Source organism: Halomonas cibimaris (genome assembly GCF_039537045.1).
Classification (GTDB): domain Bacteria; phylum Pseudomonadota; class Gammaproteobacteria; order Pseudomonadales; family Halomonadaceae; genus Vreelandella; species Vreelandella cibimaris.
Window position 1 is genome coordinate 19,835 of the sequence record NZ_BAAAZT010000015.1, and the last position, 19,465, is coordinate 39,299.

Annotated in this window: 17 protein-coding genes and 2 pseudogenes; 9 read left to right on the forward strand and 10 right to left on the reverse strand. The window is 58.9% G+C overall.

All coding sequences use genetic code 11. From position 1 onward, the window contains the following. Positions 1-8: 8 nt before the first annotated feature. From ABD654_RS01770 to ABD654_RS01785, 4 genes are read right to left on the reverse strand one after another with little or no spacing between them, the layout of a single operon-like run. Positions 9-305 (reverse strand): hypothetical protein, encoded by a 297-nt coding sequence (locus tag ABD654_RS01770; protein ID WP_344701674.1) that lies wholly within the window; start codon positions 303-305, stop codon positions 9-11. Further along, positions 296-616: a hypothetical protein gene (locus tag ABD654_RS01775; protein WP_017429313.1), complete on the reverse strand. Its 321-nt coding sequence runs from the start codon at positions 614-616 to the stop codon at positions 296-298. The genes ABD654_RS01770 and ABD654_RS01775 overlap by 10 nt, the downstream gene beginning before the upstream one ends. Before the next feature lie 10 nt (positions 617-626). Further along, on the reverse strand, positions 627-1,787 hold the full coding sequence (locus ABD654_RS01780) for an Arm DNA-binding domain-containing protein (RefSeq protein ID WP_344701677.1): 1,161 nt from the start codon (positions 1,785-1,787) through the stop codon (positions 627-629). Beyond that, entirely contained in the window at positions 1,768-2,016 is a 249-nt protein-coding gene (locus ABD654_RS01785) for a hypothetical protein (protein WP_344701679.1), read from the reverse strand. Before ABD654_RS01785 ends, ABD654_RS01780 begins: the two co-directional genes overlap by 20 nt. 153 nt (positions 2,017-2,169) lie before the next feature. Here ABD654_RS01785 and ABD654_RS01790 point away from each other — a divergent pair, with 153 nt between their 5' ends. The 5 genes from ABD654_RS01790 (at position 2,170) to ABD654_RS01810 (ending at position 8,752) form a co-directional block, all read left to right on the forward strand. Continuing rightward, on the forward strand, positions 2,170-2,406 hold the full coding sequence (locus ABD654_RS01790) for a helix-turn-helix domain-containing protein (RefSeq protein ID WP_344701681.1): 237 nt from the start codon (positions 2,170-2,172) through the stop codon (positions 2,404-2,406). Positions 2,407-2,447: 41 nt separating this feature from the next. Beyond that, positions 2,448-4,865, forward strand: a complete 2,418-nt coding sequence (locus ABD654_RS01795; RefSeq protein ID WP_344701684.1) for a type I restriction-modification system subunit M — start codon at positions 2,448-2,450, stop codon at positions 4,863-4,865. Next, complete coding sequence (locus ABD654_RS01800) at positions 4,858-6,135, forward strand: restriction endonuclease subunit S (protein WP_344701686.1); 1,278 nt, start codon at positions 4,858-4,860, stop codon at positions 6,133-6,135. Before ABD654_RS01795 ends, ABD654_RS01800 begins: the two co-directional genes overlap by 8 nt. Before the next feature lie 57 nt (positions 6,136-6,192). Then, complete coding sequence (locus ABD654_RS01805; protein WP_344701688.1) at positions 6,193-8,025, forward strand: GmrSD restriction endonuclease domain-containing protein; 1,833 nt, start codon at positions 6,193-6,195, stop codon at positions 8,023-8,025. Between the two features lie 112 nt (positions 8,026-8,137). Next, the gene (locus ABD654_RS01810) at positions 8,138-8,752 is read left to right on the forward strand and encodes a Fic/DOC family protein (protein ID WP_344701689.1); all 615 of its coding nucleotides are present in this window, start codon (positions 8,138-8,140) and stop codon (positions 8,750-8,752) included. Here the strand turns inward: ABD654_RS01810 and ABD654_RS01815 are convergent. Next, entirely contained in the window at positions 8,730-8,894 is a 165-nt protein-coding gene (locus tag ABD654_RS01815; RefSeq protein WP_344701691.1) for a hypothetical protein, read from the reverse strand. The genes ABD654_RS01810 and ABD654_RS01815 overlap by 23 nt on opposite strands. Positions 8,895-9,100: 206 nt before the next feature. On the opposite strand from ABD654_RS01815, the gene ABD654_RS01820 reads away from it, so the two are divergent. The 3 genes from ABD654_RS01820 (at position 9,101) to ABD654_RS01830 (ending at position 14,787) form a co-directional block, all read left to right on the forward strand. Beyond that, positions 9,101-12,463: a type I restriction endonuclease subunit R gene (locus tag ABD654_RS01820; RefSeq protein ID WP_344701693.1), complete on the forward strand. Its 3,363-nt coding sequence runs from the start codon at positions 9,101-9,103 to the stop codon at positions 12,461-12,463. Next, positions 12,460-13,161 carry a M48 family metallopeptidase gene (locus ABD654_RS01825; RefSeq protein WP_344701695.1) on the forward strand — a complete coding sequence of 234 codons (702 nt, stop codon included), beginning with the start codon at positions 12,460-12,462 and terminating at the stop codon, positions 13,159-13,161. The genes ABD654_RS01820 and ABD654_RS01825 overlap by 4 nt, the downstream gene beginning before the upstream one ends. A 747-nt stretch (positions 13,162-13,908) precedes the next feature. Next, on the forward strand, positions 13,909-14,787 hold the full coding sequence (locus ABD654_RS01830; protein WP_344701697.1) for an AEC family transporter: 879 nt from the start codon (positions 13,909-13,911) through the stop codon (positions 14,785-14,787). Positions 14,788-14,912: 125 nt separating this feature from the next. On the opposite strand, the gene ABD654_RS01835 is transcribed toward ABD654_RS01830, so the two are convergent. The 3 genes from ABD654_RS01835 to ABD654_RS01845 all read right to left on the reverse strand — a co-directional run bounded on the left by ABD654_RS01835 (position 14,913) and on the right by ABD654_RS01845 (position 17,295). After that, positions 14,913-15,236 (reverse strand): type II toxin-antitoxin system PemK/MazF family toxin, encoded by a 324-nt coding sequence (locus ABD654_RS01835; protein WP_344701699.1) that lies wholly within the window; start codon positions 15,234-15,236, stop codon positions 14,913-14,915. After that, positions 15,233-15,466, reverse strand: a complete 234-nt coding sequence (locus ABD654_RS01840; RefSeq protein WP_254276018.1) for an antitoxin MazE family protein — start codon at positions 15,464-15,466, stop codon at positions 15,233-15,235. The genes ABD654_RS01835 and ABD654_RS01840 overlap by 4 nt, the downstream gene beginning before the upstream one ends. 261 nt (positions 15,467-15,727) lie before the next feature. After that, a protein-coding gene (locus tag ABD654_RS01845; RefSeq protein ID WP_344701704.1) for an IS3 family transposase occupies positions 15,728-17,295 on the reverse strand; the annotation gives its coding sequence in 2 pieces (ribosomal slippage) (positions 15,728-16,830 and positions 16,830-17,295; 1,569 coding nt in all). Between the two features lie 88 nt (positions 17,296-17,383). Here ABD654_RS01845 and ABD654_RS01850 point away from each other — a divergent pair. Next, the gene (locus tag ABD654_RS01850; protein WP_344701706.1) at positions 17,384-17,902 is read left to right on the forward strand and encodes a recombinase family protein; all 519 of its coding nucleotides are present in this window, start codon (positions 17,384-17,386) and stop codon (positions 17,900-17,902) included. A 108-nt stretch (positions 17,903-18,010) separates the two neighbouring features. Here ABD654_RS01850 and ABD654_RS01855 read toward each other — a convergent pair. Then, positions 18,011-18,106: pseudogene (locus ABD654_RS01855) on the reverse strand (transposase); the annotation flags it as partial. A gap of 90 nt (positions 18,107-18,196) precedes the next feature. Further along, positions 18,197-19,405, reverse strand: a pseudogene (locus ABD654_RS01860) (IS3 family transposase). Between the last annotated feature and the right edge of the window lie 60 nt (positions 19,406-19,465).

A 19,465-nucleotide genomic window follows, 5' to 3' on the forward strand; every position in this document is an offset into this window, starting at 1 on the left:
AAGTAGCATTAGCGTGGCAGCGGGTCGCTCACTACGTGATACGCCGTGAGAAAGCACAGCCGGATGCTGATGAATTTGGCCCATTTAGCCGTGGCCTGAATGCGCTGCCCCATTTGCGGTACGCCATGCGCATTAACGTGGCGATCGGTAAGATAAAAGCGGCAGCCGCCCTTGGCGCCGATCACATACAGCGCCCAGACTCGGTGCTCCATCAGCCACTCTGGGCCCTCCACGCCGGCGATATAAAGCTCACCTTCAAAAGTGCGCCCGCCCTGCGGCGTCTGTGCAGTTTTCGTTAGTGCCATGACTGATCCTCCCAGGCCCACAGAGTACGTTCCAACTCGGCCAGCAGGTGTGGAATGGCCTGCCGATTGGCTTCAAGACCCAGCTGCTTGAGCGTGAAGCTTGTCCATGTCACCAGCGCATCCAAATTGCTTTTTTCATCACCGTTGCCCAGCCACATCACCAGCCCGCTGCCGCTGGCAATGCTGGTAGCCGCCGCCAGGGACTCAGCCAGGCGCCGCTCCACACGGCGCTGAATTTTCGTTTTTTGCGAAGCCTGCAGCGACATCTCGATATCTTCGCGGGCTTTTTTGATGGCATCCAGGGTATACATCATCGTCTCCTTACGCCTGTTTTTGTTCCAGCATGCGTTCAAAGGCCGAGCCGTCCTGACGCGTCAAGTTGGGCACAAAGCGCGAATACACGCGGAAGAGCATCTCGGTGGTGGTATGGCCCATTTGCCGAGCGATCCATTCCGGGCTTTCACCGGATGCCAGCCACAGCGTCGCGGCAGTATGGCGAGTCTGATATGGGCGGCGAGGGCGCAGCCCCAGCTCTTCCAACAGCGGGTACCACACCCGCTTGGTCACGTTGCGATGCGAGAGCGGCGTGCCCTTACGCGTGGTGAATACCAGTCCGGTTTTGCCGGTCACCTCGTACTGCATTTTGAGAGCGTCAAACACCGGCTGCGACATATCGATGGAACGAAACGACCCGTCGGTTTTGGTGGGGACGAATTCACCCGCGACCAGCGCCTGATGCACCAGAATTTGACGCCGAGAAAAGTCCACGTGCTCCCAGGTCAGGCCGTCGATCTCGCCGGTACGCATGCCAGTAAAAAAGCGCACGGCGTAATACTCACGAAAATCCGGACGCACCCGGTGGAGAATTTGCTGCACCTCTTCCAGCGTGAAAGGCTCCACGTCGGTGCGCGGCACGTTGAGCGATTTAATCCCGCGAAACGATGAGCTAAAATCGTAGCGGTCGGCGGCTTCATTCAGCATCATGCGCAAAGGCGTCATGATGTGGTTGATACGGCTAGCAGAGAGCGTCTTGCCGTTCCGGGACCGGACTTTGGCGAGCGAGGCTCGGAACTCAAGAATCTCTGCGCGGGTGATGCTGCCGACCTCTTTATTCCCCAGGGCCGGCACAATGTGCTGATCTAAGCACCCCCGCACCGTCACGATCTGCGTATCACGCCATTCAATCTCCTTCTCGGCAAACCACGTCTCGGCGAATTCGCGCAACAGCGGCGTCGCGTGATAGCCGCCTACGCTGGTCAACGCGCGCTTGCTTAGCGTTGTGGCACGCGGGCTATCAGGGAAATAGCGGCCGAAATCAAACGAGCCAAGCGTAATTTCCGCCTCGATTTTCTCTAGAATCCGCTCAAGCTTTTTGCGGTTCGCTGCTGTATCGGATAGCGCCGTTTGCTCACGGCAGCGCTTGCCCAGATAGTTAAAATCGAAAAACAGCTTTCCCGTCTCTTTACGTACGGCAATACCCATGGCATGCACCTCCACCCGCCATTGGCACGCCAAGGCTTTCTTCCTTGGAATGCAACTGCATATCACGCTCGATGGGTTCCCACAGGTACAGAATCTTGCGGCCGCCAAATGGGCGGATGTAATGGATGCCTTCGATCAGCACATCGTCTTTCAGGCACTCGCGAATGGTGCGGATGTCGTACTTGATCCGCTCGGCGAGCTCGCTGGTGGTTAAGTAGCTAGTAGACATCGTATGTCCTCCTTAGTGGCCTTACGTAGCCTTCACGCTACATAGTAGGCGACAGAAAGAAGGTGTCAAGCATCTTTTGTTGCTTCATCGCTACATAAGATGCGGTTGCGCCATGAGTTTGATAGGCTATGCCTAGTCAACCAAGGTAAGCTTATGATTAGATTCCGCTTAAAAGAGATGCTGGCCGAGAAGGGGTTTCAGGAAAACCGCCGGGTAACGCTGGATGAGGTAGCCAAGGCCACCGGCATACACCGCACGACGCTTTCCAAAATTGCCAACCAGCGTGGATACAACACCGGTACGGAGCAGGTAGACCGCCTATGCGCCTATTTTGACTGCCGCGTTGAAGAGATTATCGAGTACGTTCCGATGAACGAGCAGCCCGAGTAGCGCTGCAAGCATTCCCCCAGGCATATTCCTCAAGGACCTCCATGATTCTCACCCTTCATCAACTCGAACGGCACCTGTTTAAGGCCGCCGATATCCTGCGTGGGCGCATGGACGCCTCGGAATTCAAGGAATACATCTTCGGCATGCTGTTTCTCAAGCGCTGCTCGGATGTGTTCGAACAGCGTCAGGAGGAAGTGCGCGAGCAGCTCGCCCAGGCCGGTAAGGGCGAGATCGATATCGTCCAGGTCATCGAGATGCCAAGCTGGTACAAGGCCACTTTCTACGTGCCCAAGCAGGCGCGCTGGCCGTATCTGCTCAATGAAGCCCATCAGGGCGTCGGCAATGTGTTGAACAAGGCGCTCGCCGGCCTGGAAGAACACAATCCCAGCCTTGCCGGGGTGCTGGAGCACATCGATTTCACCCGCAAGGTGGGTTCGACCACGCTGCCAGACAAGAAACTCCGCGACCTGATCAGCCACTTCAGCGAGTACCGGCTGCGCAACGAGGACTTCGAGTTCCCCGACCTGCTGGGTGCCGCCTATGAGTATCTGATCCGTGACTTCGCCGATTCCGCGGGCAAGAAAGGCGGCGAGTTCTATACCCCGCGCCCGGTGGTCCGCATGATGGTGCGGCTAATGGATCCGCAGGAAAATCACAGCGTATATGATCCCTGCATGGGGTCCGGCGGCATGCTGATCCACGCCAAAGAATACTTGGAGGAACAGGGCGGCGATCCCCGCCGACTCAACCTGTTCGGTCAGGAGGCGTCGGGCTCGGTGTGGGCCATCGCCAAGATGAACATGCTGCTGCACGGGGTGAGCAGTGCGGATCTACGCAACGACGACACTCTCACCGACCCACAGCACGTCGAGGGCGGCGAACTGGTGCGTTTTGACCGGATCCTCACCAACCCACCCTTCTCAATTGGCTACACGCCGAGCCAGAACTTCCCCGAACGTTTCCACTACGGCAGCGTGCCCGAGGGCGCCAAGAAAGCCGACCTGATGTTTCTGCAACACATGGTCGCCTGCCTCAAGTCGGACGGCCGCCTGGCCACCGTCATGCCCCACGGCGTGCTGTTCCGCGGCGGCGATGAAAAGCGCATCCGCGCGGGCATGCTGGAGGACGATCTGGTCGAAGCGGTAATCGGCCTGGCCCCCAACCTCTTCTACGGCACCGGCATTCCGGCCAGCATCCTTATTCTACGCGCCAAGAACGCCAAGCCCGAGGCGCGCAGAGGTAAGGTGCTATTTATCAACGCCGATCGCGAATACTACGAAGGCCGCGCCCAGAACCACCTGCTGCCCGAGCACATCGAGAAAACCGCTAGCACCTTCGAGTCCTTTACAGAGGTTCCCGGCTTCGCCCGCGCCGTGCCTCTCGAAGAGCTGCGCGAGAACGACTACAACCTCAACATCCGCCGCTACGCCGACAACACCCCGTCGCCGGAGCCCCAGGACGTGCGCGCCCACCTGAAAGGTGGCGTGCCGGTGGCTGAGATTGAGGCCAAGAGAGCGCTATTCGACGCCCAGGGCCTTGACCCCATGGTGCTCTTCAGCGAACGCCAGCAAGAGCCAGACTACGTGGACTTCGCCGAGGACCTGAGCGAGAAGCGCGACCTCAAGCCCGCCATTGAGGAGAATACCGGGCTCATCGCCAAGGAGGGCAGGGTGATGACGGCCTTTGAGCGCTGGTGGGACGAACATGGCGGCAGTATCACCGGTCTTTCCGGCAATGGCGGCCGCCTCACCCAACTGCGCGACGTGCTGCTGGGCAGCTTCTCGGCGGCGCTGGAGCCCACCGCTATGCTCGACCGCTTCGCGGTGCGCGGCATCATCGCGGGCTTCTGGTTCGACAACAAGAACGAGTTTCGCACCCTGCAGGCTCGCGGTTGTCTGGGTGTGGTAGACGCCTGGCGCACCGCCATCGCAAGCCTGCTAGACGACGACCAGAGCAAAGCTAACCCGCTGAATCATCGTCTGGTGCATTTTCTGCTGGAAGACTACGTGGCTAAACTGGAAGCGCTCGCCGCCCACACCGCTGAGCTAGACGCCCGCATCAAGGCCGCCGAGGCCAAGCCCGCCCCCGAAGGCAGTGACGACGGAGACGAAGCCAGCGAGGACGACGCTCCCATGCCGGAAGACATCAAAGCGTGGAAGAGGGAGCGTACTCAAGTGCGTAAACAGCACAAGGCCAAGATCGCTAGCTTCGAGCAACAGCTCAATACTGCCGTCGATGCGCTGAACGAGGACGCCGCCGCTGAGCTAGTGGGCACTATTCTGTTCAACGACCTCAAGAGCATCCTCGAGCGTTATATCCGCCAGCAGCGCCAGCACGTCATCGCCGCCTTCGAGACCTGGTGGGACAAGTACCGTGTCACCCACGCCGACATCGAAACCAAGCGCGACGCCGCTGCCAAAGAACTGCAGCAGTACCTGGAGGGGCTGGGATATGTATGAGTGGAAGACAATTGAAAAACTAGCAGATATCAATCCAGATACACTCTCCGCAAACACTGATCAGGATTTTGCATTCCTATACATTGATCTTGGCTCTGTTGGTAATGGAAGCATTGACTGGGGAAAATTACAGAGGTTCTCTTTTAAGAAAGCGCCAAGCCGTGCTCGCCGCGTCTGTAACCCAGGCGACTCCCTCTTTGGCACTGTTAGGCCTAACCTCCAATCTCATGGCTATATGCCAAACAAACAAACTGAACCCCTTGTCGCATCCACTGGCTTTACTGTTATCCGTCCTCATTGCGAATCGGCTGAAGGCAGGTACCTTTTTTTCTCCTTGCTTGGCAATGGCATACTGCGACAATCGGTTAATTCTGCTGTCGGTTCAAACTATCCTGCTGTCACTGATAATGACGTGCGCGGCTTCAAGCTGTTTGCGCCTCCAGTTGAGCAGCAATCAAAAATAGCTGACGTGCTTGAAGCTATCGACACCCAGATCCACAAAACCGAAGCGCTGATCGCCAAACTGGAGAAAGTCAAGGAGGGCCTGCTCCACGACCTGCTGACCCGCGGTATCGACGAAAACGGCCAGTTGCGCCCCAGCCCCGAGCAGGCGCCAGGGCTCTACAAGGAATCGCCGCTGGGGCTGATTCCGAGGGAGTGGGAGTGCCTACCCCTTGAAAGGATATTGACTATTAACTTGGGTTTTGCTTTTTCGGCATCTGATTACTGCTCTTCTGGGACGCCTAGTTTTCGTGTATCAGATATAGGAAAAAGCAGTATAAATAGAGATGAAATGGTCTTCTTACCTTCGACCTTCTTTGAGATGCAAAAGCAGCAACAGCTTTTGGGTGGTGAAATAGTGTTAGTCATGGTCGGTGCCACCACAGGGAAACTTGGACGTGTTCCGGCTTCAATTTGTCCCGCCTTACAAAACCAGAACATGTGGAGGTTAGAGCCGCAACATCCAATGTCAAGAGACTATCTTTATTCAATACTACCTGACGCTATTTCCCGTCATATGAGAATGTCCCAGGGGTCAGCGCGAGACTTCTTATCTCAAAAAGATTTTATTAAAACACTGACATTAATAGCTCCTGAGAAAGAGCAGATAGAAATCATTGATAGGCTTAGGAAGGTCGATACCAAAATAAATTCTGAAACAGAAATTTTAGAAAAGGATAAACAGTTGAAAGGTGCTCTCATGGACGACCTCCTTACCGGCCGCGTCCGTGTCACCCCGCTACTCGATCAGGCCCAGACCTCGGCATAGACCGAGGCTTTTTCATCAATATCACACCACCAGGATCACCCCGCAAAGAGAGCTGCCATGACCACCTTCGACAGCACCAAGCGCTCGCTACCCGACCTTCTAAAGGACATCACCACCGGCAAGATCCAGCTTCCGGACTTTCAGCGCGGCTGGGTGTGGGACAACGACCATGTTAAGAGTCTGTTGGTCAGTATCGCGCGCTCCTTCCCTGTGGGGGCGGTGATGTTAATGGAAACCGGCGGCGAGGTGCGCTTCCAAACGCGCCCGGTAGAGGGCATCGACCCGAACACGGTTACCGCAGATCCGGATCATCTGATCCTCGACGGCCAGCAGCGCCTGACCAGTTTAACCCAGGCGGTAGGCCTGGACTCTCCGGTGGATACTCGCACCGCCAAAGGCAAGGACATAAAACGGCATTACTACTTTGATATCCGAATGGCGCTGGAAGGCGAAGATCGCCTGGAAGATGCCGTGATCGCGGTAGACAGTAACCGCCAGACGCGCAAAAACTTCGCCCGCGACGTGGACCTGGATCTGTCCACCCGTCAGCTGGAGTGCGAACAGCTTTACTTTCCTTGCGATCAGATCATCAACTCGGATGACTATGAAGAGGCGCTGCAGGAATTTGCGCCCGAAAATTTCAGCACCTATATGAAGTTTCGCAAGGGTGTCATTAATGCTTTTCGGTCCTACCAGCTGCCGGTAATTGAGCTAAAGAAGGAGACCTCCAAGGAAGCCGTCTGCCTGGTGTTCGAGAAGGTCAATACCGGCGGCGTGCAGCTCTCGGTGTTTGAGCTGATCACCGCCAGCTACGCCGCCGAAGGCTACAACCTGCGCGACGACTGGTACGGCTCGGATATCCGCAAAGTGCCTTCGCGCAAGGCCCGTTTCGCAGAACATGAACTGCTGAAAGACGTTGAAAGTACCGATCTGCTGCAGGCCATCACCCTGCTGTATACCCGTGAACGCAAGCAGGACGACCTGGCCGCCGGCAAGACGGGCAAGCAGGTGCGCCCGGTCAGTGCCAAGCGTGCCTCGGTGCTCGACCTGCCGCTCGATGCTTACCTGCGCTGGGCCGATGCCGTGGAGAAAGGCTTTATCGAGGCAGCCTACTTCCTCAAGGGCGAATGCTTCTATAACCGACGCGAACTGCCCTACGCCACCCAGCTGGTGCCACTGGCGGCGGTGGTGACACTGCTCGGCAACCGCTGGCGCGAACCGCTTATCCACGCCAAGCTCTCGCGCTGGTTCTGGAGCGGCGTGCTGGGCGAGCTCTACGGCGGCTCCGTTGATACTCGCATTGCCCTTGATTTAGAGGAGCTAATGAACTGGATCGAGGACGGTGCGGACCTGCCGCGCACCGTGACCGACGCCTCCTTCGACCCCACCCGCTTGGAATCCCTGCGTAGCCGCAACAGTGCCGCCTATAAGGGCATCAACGTGCTGGTCCTGCGTGAGGGTGCCGAGGATTTTTTCTGGAAGGGCGATATTCAGGAATTGGATAAACAGGACGTGAATCTCGATATTCACCATATTTTCCCGCGTGCCTGGTGCGAAGCTCGGGGAATCTCCCACCGGGTTTACAACGCCATCATCAACAAAACGCCGATTTCTGCCAGCACCAACCGCATGATCGGTGGCGATGCGCCGTCGCAGTATCTGGCCCGCCTGCAGAACCACGAGCAGGTCCAGCTTGATGACGCAGCGATGAACACCATCCTCGAGGGGCACCGTATTCCTACCGACGCCCTGCGTGCTGACGACTTCGATGCCTTCTACCAGCAGCGTAAGCGCCTGCTGCTGGAAATCATCGCAAAAGCCATGGGCAAACAGCCGCTGGCGGGGGCGGATGAAGGCGCCGAGATGGCTGAAGATGCTCTCGTTCAGTAATGCCGAGGCCTGAGCCGGAGCTGGATACGGCTCAAGCCATTTGCCAGCGTTTTCCGTCTGCGATTAAAAATGATGGCAAGCCACAGATAACTCTGTCTTCAGGAGAGCTTGAATGAATAGATATCGCACCGCAGGGGCCCAAGGCAGTGCCGAACCCGGTTCCGATGGCCGAGTCATGGCTAACAAACTCGGCATCACCGATCAGGATAGCCTGGACGAAGCTGAGGCCGTGCTTCTATTCAAGCTCTACGAGGAAGTGTTCGCGTCACTGGAGGAAGACAAGCCATTGGATGTTGCACTGCTGAAGCAGTGGCATCGCCGCTGGCTTGGCACCCTTTACGACTGGGCCGGAGAAGAGCGACAGGTCAACATGGAAAAAGATGGCTTTCCATTCGCAGCGGCGGCTCAGTTACCCTACCTGCTGTGCGAGCTGGATAAGAAATGGCTGATGCCGTTGACGCCTTGCCATGGCATGCAACGCAAGGAAGCGATACGCGCCATTGCGCAGGTGCATGTCGAGCTGATTCTGGTGCACCCGTTTCGGGAAGGAAACGGTCGCCTGGCTCGCCTGCTGGCAGATGCCATGGCGTTCCAGGCGGGACTGGGGCTGCTGAATTATGACGATTGGACGGCGAATAAGATGGATTATATTCGCGCGATTCATGCCGGTTTAGCAGGCGACTACGAGCCGATGGTGGAGCAGATCAGGCAAGCGGCAGGGACTTAAAGCGAGACTTCTCAGCGCGTAATTGAGCCTGGATATCCTGGCTTGACTGTCCGGTTTCAACGGCGGTTGAAGAGGCTACCGCCGCCAACAAGGCCTCACGGCTAACCTTGCGATGTTCGTTTTGCTTGTTGGGTACCGTCATGGCTATCTCCTGATCTGATGCGTCTATTTTATACACAAGCATAGCAGCTTGCACCCAAGGCCATCGATAATGCTGTAGCCCCCGCGATAGAGGTCAAGCGAGCTATCGCCTGTGAGGCGAAAAGGCAGGCAAGATCACCGAGCCGTTCCCGCTGAGCACTGCTTTCGCTACTATATAATAACGCTCATGTAAACGACGGAGCCGCCATGTCGTCCCCCGAATACACGGATGTCGAAAAGCCCTTTATCGACCAGCTGGTACACCAGGGGTGGGAATACCTGGCCGGTTCGGTGGATGATCCCGCCGTGACCCACCGCGAGAGCTTTGCCCAAGTGGTGATGGAGCCAGTGCTGCGCGAGCGGCTGCGGGCGATCAACCAGCGTGATGGCCAGCCCTGGCTCGATGAAACGCGCCTGGATCAGGCAGTAGCGGCCATCACCCGGCTGTCGGCCAGCAAGGTGCTGGAGGCCAATAAACAGGCCACCGAGCTGCTCCATGATGGCTTGGCGGTGGAGGGGCTCAAGGGCTGGGATGGCGGCCGCGGGCAAGTGTTGCGTTATATCGACTGGGACGAGCCGGACAATAACGTCTTTACCGTAGTCAACCAGTTCAAGGTGAAGTGCCCACCCGGCCACGACTCCGCCAAGGGCCACGTGATCCCGGACTTGGTGCTATTCGTGAATGGCATTCCGCTGGTGGTGGTGGAGTGCAAAAGCCGCACCGTGCCGGAGGGGCTTAGTGAGGCGGCGGATCAACTACGTCGCTACCACGACCAGCGCTTTCTAGAGAACGAGGTCGGGGAGCACGAAGGTGCTCCGGCATTGTTCGCGACCTGCCAGTTCCTGGTGGCCAGCAACTTCGATGAGGCCCGCGTTGGCACCGTTGGGGCTCGCTTCGCTCACTACCTGAGCTGGAAGACGGTGGCCCCGATGCGAGAAGCGGAGGTTGCCATCGATCTGGGCGTGGCCGAACTCTCCGCCCAGCAGCGCTTGATCGCCGGCATGCTCACCCGCACCAGCCTGCTCGATATCGTGCGCCACTACACGCTGTTCATGAATATTGGCGGCCAGGCGATCAAGCTGGTGTGCCGCTATCAGCAGTTCCGTGGCGTCACTCGAGCCATAGAGCGCCTGAAAAGCGGCAAGACCCGCCGCGAGGATGGTGAGAGCGATCGCCGTGGCGGCATCGTCTGGCACACCCAAGGCAGTGGCAAGAGCCTCTCCATGGTGTTTCTGGTGCGCAAGATGCGCACCGATCCGACGCTGCGCCGTTTCAAGGTAGTGGTCATCACCGACCGCAAGGACCTGCAGGCCCAGCTCTCCGCCACCGCCGCACTCACCGGCGAGAGCGTCGAGAAGGCGGGCAATACCACCCAACTCAAGAAGCTGCTGAGCCGCGATGGTCCCGGTCTGGTGTTCGGTACGGTGCAGAAATACAGAGACCAGCAATATCACGACTCTGATACCGAAAGCGAAGCGGAAGCTGAGGCGGGCAATGACGTACCCGCTGGTGGACTAGACAGCGGCCGCCGTGATGCCGCCGAACCCACCAAGAAACCGACCCTCAGCGAGCCCTTCGAGGTGCTCAATACCAGCGAGGACATCCTGATCCTGGTGGACGAGGCTCACCGTACCCAGGCCGGCGATCTACACGCCAATATGATGCGCGCCATGCCCAACGCTGCGCGCATCGGCTTCACCGGCACGCCCATCATCATGGGTGACAAAAAGCGCACCCACGACATCTTCGGCGAGTACATCGACCGCTATACCATCAAGGAGTCCGAGCAGGACGGTGCCACGGTACCGATCCTCTATGAGGGGCGCACTGCCAAGGGGGCGATCAAGGACGGCGCCAGCCTCGACGGCCTGTTCGAAGACCTGTTCCGTGATCACAGCAAGGAGGAGCTGGAAGCGATCAAGAAGAAGTACGCCACCAAGGGGCAGATCTTCGAGGCGCCGCAGCTGATTCAGGAGAAAGCCCATGACATTCTGCGTCACTACGTTACCCACATCCTCCCCAACGGCTACAAGGCTCAGCTGGTAGCCTACAGCCGCCGTGCGGCGCTGCGCTTCTTCGAAGCCCTTGAGCAAGCCAAGGTCGATCTGCTGGAGGAGGCGGTGGCACTTTCTCCCGAAGACAAGGCGCTGGACGATACACAGCTTTTGAATCGGCCCCTGCGGGTCAAGGCAGCGATCCAGGCCTGGCGCTATCGTCAGGTGCTCGGCGAGCTTGAGTTTGCGGTGGTATTCAGCAGCGGCAACAACGACGATCCCAGCTGGGCGAAGTGGAGCGACCGCGCCGCCGTCGAGAACCACGTCAAGCGCTTCAAAAAGCCGCTGCCGCCGTTGGGTGGCACGTCCCCGAAGGATCCCACCAAGCACGACCCGCTAGCTTTCCTGATCGTCAAGAGTATGCTGCTCACCGGCTTCGACGCGCCTATCGAGGGGGTGATGTACCTGGACCGATCACTGCGCGAGGCCGAGCTGTTGCAGGCCATTGCTCGGGTCAACCGCACCGGCCATGGCAAGACCCACGGCATCGTGGTGGACTACTTCGGTGTGGCCAACCACCTCAAGGAGGCGCTGGCCGCCTACAGCGAGGAGGACATCGAGGGCGCCCTGCAGAGCCTCAAGGACGAGATTCCGTTACTGCGTGACCGTCACCTTCGGGTAGTCGATGTATTTCGCGCCCAGGGCGTGGACAGCCTGGATGACGCCGAGGAGGCGGTGCAGGTGCTCGCCGACGAACGACTGCGGGCCGAATTCCTGGTCAAGCTCAAGGAGTTCAACCGCAGCCTGGATGATGTGCTGCCGCGCCCTGAGGGGCTGGAGTTCGTCAATGACGCCAAACGGCTCGCCTATATCCACGCGCTGGCGCGCAACCGTTACAAGGACACTCAGGAGCCCGGTCGCGACATCGGCAACAAGGTACGCAAGCTGATCGACGATTACGTTATCTCACTTGGCATCAACCCACGCATCCCGCCGGTACAGCTCACCGACGCCGAGTTCGACGAGCATATCGGCCGCCAAGTGGGCGGTCGCGCCAAGGCCTCGGAGATGGAGCACGCCGTGCGCTCCCACGTACGCAAGCACTTGGACGAGGACCCGGTGAAGTATGGCCAGCTGAGCGAGCGCCTGGAGCAGCTGCTGGATGAGCTCGATGGCCAGTGGGACAAACAGGTGGCGGCACTCAAGGCACTGATCGATCAATTACGGGATGGTGCCACGTTAGATGGCGAGACAGTCCCCGAAATGCCCGCTCACGCGGAGCCCTTCTGGCGCGAGCTGTTGGCCAGCGCCAGTCTGGATATGAAGACGATAGAAGCTGCCACGGCACAAAAGTTGCTCAGTACTACTGAGGACATGGTGGCCACGATCCAGCAGGAGATTGCCATCCCCGATTTCTGGAAGCCATCTCACATCCCAGATCAGGAGCGCCTCAAGCAGGAGCTGTTCAGCCAGCTGATGATGGGCAGCCTAGTGCCCATGGATCAAGCCGAAGCCACCGCCGAACGGCTTTTTGACTTGGCCCGCAGCAACCATAACAGGCTGGTGAACACATGACGCAGCTGGTCGTGGACGATTTGACCTTTGACGTGCGCGAGAGCTCTCGCCGCAAAACGCTAGAGATTACCGTGGACCGCGACAGCGAACTGATAATCGCAGCGCCCACCGGCACTGATGCGCAGCATCTTCGCGACTTTGTGCTCGAAAAACGGCTATGGATCTACCAAAAGCTGGCGCAAAAGGCCGAACGCCGTCGCCAACTGCCCCACAAGGAGTACGTCAACGGTGAGGGTTTTCTCTACCTGGGGCGCAGCTATCGGCTCAAGCGAGTGCCCAACAATTCACAAGATGCCCCACTTAAGTTAGTCGCTGGGCGCTTCTATCTGCGCGAGGATTGTCTAACCAATGCCCGCGAGCATTTCATCCACTGGTACAGCGCACGCGCCCGAGACTGGCTTGGCGCCAGGGTCAAGCAGCATGCTCAGCGGATGAATGCCGCGCCCACCGGCGTGGCAGTTCAGGATCTTGGCTACCGCTGGGGCTCCTGCGGCAAGGGCAACCGGATCTATTTCCATTGGAAGACCATATTACTGCCCCGCCATATTGCCGAGTACGTGGTCGTACACGAGTTGGTTCACCTGCACGAGCCTCACCACACCCAAGCCTTCTGGCGCCGCCTCGAACACGCAATGCCGGACTACGAGCAGCGCAAGAGCTGGCTCGCTCGTCATGGTATTGAGGTGGAGGGAGTGTAGCTGACCAACAAGCAGTCGCAGGTGTATCGAAAACCATGGCGTGAATGCCAGCTTCCTGACTCGCTATCGCCGAGATTCTTGTGCCAATCCCCGTACCATAACGCAGCCAAAGGTCATTAGATGAACATGGAGCGAAAAGCGATGTGTCAGCAAACGTGGCGCAGAAATGACACAGATTTGACACACGCATAAAAAAAGGCCCTACGCGTTAACGTAAGACCTTGAAAAATCTGGTGCGCCCAAGCAGGATTCGAACCTGCGACCCTCGGCTTCGGAGGCCGGTTCGGCGGCACCATCTTCTAACCTGCGCCGCCGGCTTCCATAAACCCTAGAAACGCAAAAACTTATATATATCAGCATAATACGCCATAAATTTTATGGGTTTATCTTTTCCGGCGGCGGCTTTTTGCACCAATTAACGCCGCCCTTCGCCTTCCGGCCTGGCACAAGCTGGCACACACCGTGATTTTGGGGTGTCCGGATGTCGGACACTTTTGACCTTTGGCCCGTTTGGTTTATGAAGGATGCTTTATCACCACACCAAATTTTTGAGCAGTAACGCTGATCAACTCGGCCGCTGGCGAACATCCTGCTCTATCTCGATGGCCAACGCCCCACCACCTGGACGCCTGGCTTGATGCGCCGGGCAGTGCTAACGACGTGGCATCCCCCCTATAAACACCGCCTTGCCAAACTCTGTGCCGATTCCAGACAATGGCGGACCCTTCACTACTCTGAGGCGCCTGCATGCTTGCCGAACTCTTCGCCGTGATGGCCCCGGTACTGGCCGGGGCGGGCCTAGGCTTTTTCTGGGTTCGCCTCGGCCAACCCTACCCGGTAGAGTTCGTTACTCGGCTAGTCTTCAATATCGGCACGCCGGCACTGGTGATCGCCTCACTCTCCGGTGCCGAGATTGAGGCCGGCAACTTCGGCCGCACCATGCTGGCCACGGCGCTGGTGATCTGCACCATGGCGGCGATGACCTGGCCCCTGGCACGCCTGCTTCGCCAAGACTGGCGGGTGCTGCTGGCCCCGACCATGTATCCCAACACCGGCAACATGGGCCTGCCGGTCGTGCTCTATGCCTTCGGCAGCGCCGGCTTCGCTTACGGCATCACGGTAATGGTCACCGTCTCGCTGTTCCAGTTCACCCTGGGTTCGGTGATGGCCAGTAGTAGCGACAACCCACTGCGTACCCTGGCGCGCACGCCGACCGTCTACGCCATCCTGCTGTCGCTGACCCTGCTGCTGACTGGCACCGCTCTGCCCCGCTGGCTTTCTAACAGCGTCGAGCTGATCTCGGGCTTTACCGTACCCCTGATGCTGATCACCCTGGGCGTCTCGCTGGCCAACATTCAGGTGAAGAGCCTGCGTTCCGGCATCGGCTTCAGCCTGCTGCGCATCCCGGTCGCCGCGGCGCTGGCCTGGGGCATCGGTACGCTGCTGGGTCTGCCACCGCTGGCCCACAGCATCGTGGTGCTGCAGATGAGCATGCCGGTGGCGGTGTTCAACTACCTGTTTGCCCAGAAGGCACGGCGTGGACCGGAGTATGTCGCCAGTCTGGTGTTCTGCTCGACCCTGCTTTCGCTGCTCTACCTGCCGCTGCTGCTGGCCTGGCTAATGTAGATATCGGGTCCAGTGAAGCGGTCCCCAAATTTCGGACCAAGCTGATCATCCCGATTGGAGAAGACAATCAGGCTGAGCGTTGGGTAGGTCTCAGGAAGGCATGGGGCAGCGATGGTGGTCCACGCTCACGCGAAGCCCAGGAAGACAGCCAGCGCTCTGTTGACGGCGACCATGGTGCTGTCATCGAGGTGGCCGAAGGCCTCTCCCACCCTCTCTCGCTTCACCGTCATGGGCTTGTCCACCATGATCTGGGAGCGTCGCTGCAGACCATTCTCGGGGGTGGGTGCCACATCGAGGCGGATCAGTGGGGCATCGACCCGGGTACTGGAGAGCAACAGCACCGTCACACTGCCGGTTCCGGCAAACTGATCCGACTGGATAATGAGGGCGGGACGCGGCTTCCCGAAGTCACCCGAAATGGCGATGGTCACCAGGTCGCCACGCCTCATGCGTCACACTCGTCGTCGTCCAGGTCCAGGAGAGCGGCATCCATGAAGTCCTGAAGATCCTGATCCCCGGCGTCGGCGGCCGCGACGGCAGCGCACTGGCGGCGGGCCTCTTCGGCGAAGCCGGGTTGGCGAGTATCCGGTACCCAGATTTGGATCGGGCGCAGGCCGGCCGCGCGCAAGGCGGCACGGTGCCTCTTCACCCGGTTGTTCACGTTGTCGGTTGCTACCATGGCGAATCCTCCGTCCGTTTCATGTAACAGGGTAGCGCTCCCTTCCGTTACATGCAACGAAGGGTGTCCAGAAAACGATCATTAGACGGCCAAGCCGGACATTGTCCGAGAATAACCTTGTTTGATGGGTTTTCGGACAATATGATAGGCGGACGGATAAACGGACAAAAAGGCGGTCCATGGCACTGATCGGCTATGCGCGGGTCTCGACGGCGGAGCAGGACCGGTAGATGTCAAGCAAGTTGTCGTGTCTGATCATTGTCACGCCGCCTGTTTTTCTGGTTCAGCCAGCGTGACCTGGGGTTCCCGCTCCGGATTGAGCGAGACGGTTTCAATGGGTGTCCAGTTGCGAGTCTTTCCGCTCCAGCGCGACGGGTTGGCCTGCCGGGCCGCCAGGTTCAGCGCGTGACGCCGCGTCAGGATGGCCTTGTCCTGACGAGCATGGCGCTCGGCCGGTGTCACGAAGCGGATGCCGCTGTGGCGGTGCTCATGGTTGTACCAGTGGACGAAGCCATGCACCCATTGCCGTGCCTCAGCGACGCTGGCAAAGCCGTCCACCGGGTAATCCGGCCGGTACTTGCAGGTACGGAACGCCGCCTCGGAGTAGGGGTTGTCGTTACTGACCCGTGGCCGGCTGTAGGACGGCGTGATGTTGAGGTCGTGCAGCTTCTCCAGCAGTGTGGCGCCCTTGAACGGGCTGCCGTTGTCGGCATGTAGCACCAGCGGCTGGTTGACCACCTTCTCGGCCAGCACGGCCCGCTCGATGACGGTGCGCGAGTTGAGCTCTGACTCGGCCAGGAAGACCTCCCAGCCAACGATCTTGCGGCTGAAGATATCGAGGATCATCACCAGGTAATAATGCTCACCCTTGATCGGCCCACCGAGCCAGGTGCAATCCCAGGACCAGGTCTGATTAGGGCCGGTTGCAAGGTAGGTCGTGGGCCTGGCGTGGTGCCTCGGCGCTCTGGCACGCCCGCGGGGGACGACCTCGTGATGCCGTCGCAATACCCGGTAGAACGTCGATACCGAGGCGATGTAGCGGCTTTCTTCGTCCAGCAGCCGCACGACGATCTGGTCGGGTGGCAGGCTGGCGAATGCCGGCCGGTGGCACACGTCGAGGATCTCCTGCTCCTCAACGGCCGTCAGGGCATTGGCGGGCACCGGCCGTTCGGCAAAAGGGCGCTGATCCTCCTGGAGGCCACCGTCACGCGTCCAACGTTGATACGTACGGGCGGTGAGCCCCAGCGCACGACAGGCAGGCTCGAGACGAGCGCCGTTGGCGCGGGCTTCGTCGATCAGCTCGACAGCATGTTGGCGATCCGGGCCGCTGATCATTCGTCCTCGCCCCCCCAGATCGCCCTCGCCTTTTTTCTCAGGGCCAGCAGCGCAGCGGTTTCGGCCAGAGCCTCGTTCTTGCGGGCCAACTCCTTCTCCAGCTGCTTGATGCGCTTGCGCTGTTGCCTGGCTTCATCGGCCTCACGCTGGCGTTCGGTATGCGACAGGCTGGCTGCCTGCTCACAGTCATGGCGCCACCGCTCCAACTGCTCGGGGTACAGGCCACGACGCCGGCCGTATTCGGCGATCTCCTCGGCATTCATCGCAGCAGACTCGACCACGGCAGTGAACTTGTCTCGAGAGGACCAGCCGTCAGCGCCCTTGCCCAGGGCATCCGGCAGGCAACGGCCTTCGGCACGGGCCTCCTTGCGCCACTTGTAGACGGTAGCCACTGAGATGCCTTCCTGTTCCGCCACCTCGTGCGGGGTCAGGTTGTGGGGTGGCAGCAGCTTGGCCACCACGGCTTGTCGGCGTTCCTCGGAGTAGCGAGGCATGAGCGTCTCCTTTTGCCCCCTGATCGGTTTATAAGAACAGGGTACCAGAGGGCACGACACTCATCCTGACACTGGGGGGGACTCCGCCTTGCAGACCGATGCGCTTCACAAGGCGGGGTGCGAGCGAATCTTCGATGACACCGTCTCTGGGGCCAAGGCGGAACGCCCCGGCCTGACGGCTGCCCTGGAGTTCCTACGCGACGGGGATGTGCTGGTCGTGTGGCGACTGGATCGACTGGGGCGCTCGCTGCCGCATCTGATCGAGGTGGTCAGCACCTTGGAGATGCGTGGTGTCGGGTTCCGGTCGTTGACCGAAGCCATCGATACCACCACGCCCGGTGGGCGGTTGATCTTCCACGTGTTCGGCGCCCTGGGGCAGTTCGAGCGCGACCTGATTCGGGATCGCACCAAGGCGGGACTGGTCGCTGCCGCCGCTCGTGGCCGTAAAGGAGGCCGCAAACCCGTCGTCACCGACGACAAATTGAAGCGGGCAATGGAGCACCTGGCCAATGGGCTGAATGTCCGCGAGGCCGCTGCACGGATCAAGGTCAGCAAGACGGCCCTCTACGCCGCCTTGAAGGCTAGCCAGTCCGATGCCCCAACATAGTGCTACTGACTCCTGATTGTAGTGGTCAAGTGTTTTTGGCCACTGAGTTTTGAGCATTCCAGTAGTTCTTTTCTGCCACATTCGGCGGCAGCCCACCGTTATGCTTGTGCGGCCTGAGGCTGCNTGCTCACTGGGCACCAAGCCCAGGTAGGCCATCAGCTGTCGCGGTGAGTCAAAGCGGCTGATGTCGCCCAGCTCGGCCACACAGTCATGTAACGCTACTGAAGAGTACTTGTGCCTGCGACCGATTTCTTGAGCACGCCCGCATAAACTTCCAGCGTCTTGCTGTAGTGGTCAATTAATTCCGGACAGTACGTTAAGTTTTTCCTCAGTTACCACGGGCGATATCTCACCGTTGAAGGCATGAGGACGCTGTCGGTTGTAATAGCCCATCAGATAGTCACCAATATCCTGACGAGTCGTGTGCAGCGCCGTATAACCCAGCGCAGGTATCCATTCCGTTTTCAGACTGCGGAACAGGAGCTCCATCGGGGCGTTGATGCTCCTATGTCAAAGCACGGCACCGGCAGCCTGTAAATCCTTGATGATGGGCGGATAGAGCTCACGAACAATGTAGCGCTTGAGACACCGGTGGATCTCAGCAGTTGCCACGACGGCTCATGCTTTGCTGCATGCGATAATGCCATAGCCGCTGAAGGAACGACCGGCTGGCATACTGGCTACCCTGATCCGGGTGGAACATGACACCGTCCGGTTTGCCGCGCGATGTCCAGGCATGATCCAACGCCTTGATGACCAGCCCACCACACGTCGTGCATACAGATCCATGACCACCGCCAGATAGCTCCATTGCTGCCCTGTCCAGATGTAAGTGATATCGCCACACCAGGCACGGTCGGGGCGACTAACTGTAAACTCCCGAGCCAGCAAGTTGGGAAAATCCGGCTTTTCCACCGTTGCCGTCCAATAGGCATATGGCCCTGGCTGTCTGGAGGCAAGGCCAAGCTCACGCATCAGACGACGCACTTTGAAGCGTCCGTTGGAGATGCCGACCTGATTGAGTAACACCTTGATCGTGTGGCTACCGGCTGAGTCTCGACTCTGGGTAAACACGCGACGAACCATCGCTCTCAGGGACAGTCGATTGGCATCGATGTTTTGCCGCCGCTGGCGGTAGTCGTAGTAGCTTGAGCGACTGACATTGAACGCATCACAGACCATGGAAACCGGCATTTGCTCACTCAACTGGTCTATTAGCGCGTACGATTCATTCCGTCCTACATCAAGAGAGCGGTAGCTTTTTTTAGTATGTTTTTCTCCTGCTCCAGCCGCTGGCAGCGGGCTTCCTACTCCTGAATACGCTGTTGTTCCGGGGTCAATGTTCTGGAGGCCGGTGTAATACCACCGCGCTCATCGCCGCAACGTATTTTCGCCAACATCCAGAGAGCGGTTGGCTGCCGCTATCGAATAGCCTTGATCCAGCACCAGGATAGCAGCTTCCTGCTTGAATTCCGTGGAAAAGGAACGTCGTTTTCTGGTCATGAGACACCTCGTTCAGGGTGGCAAGCTTACCACCCAAGTGAGTGTCCGGTTTCATTAGAC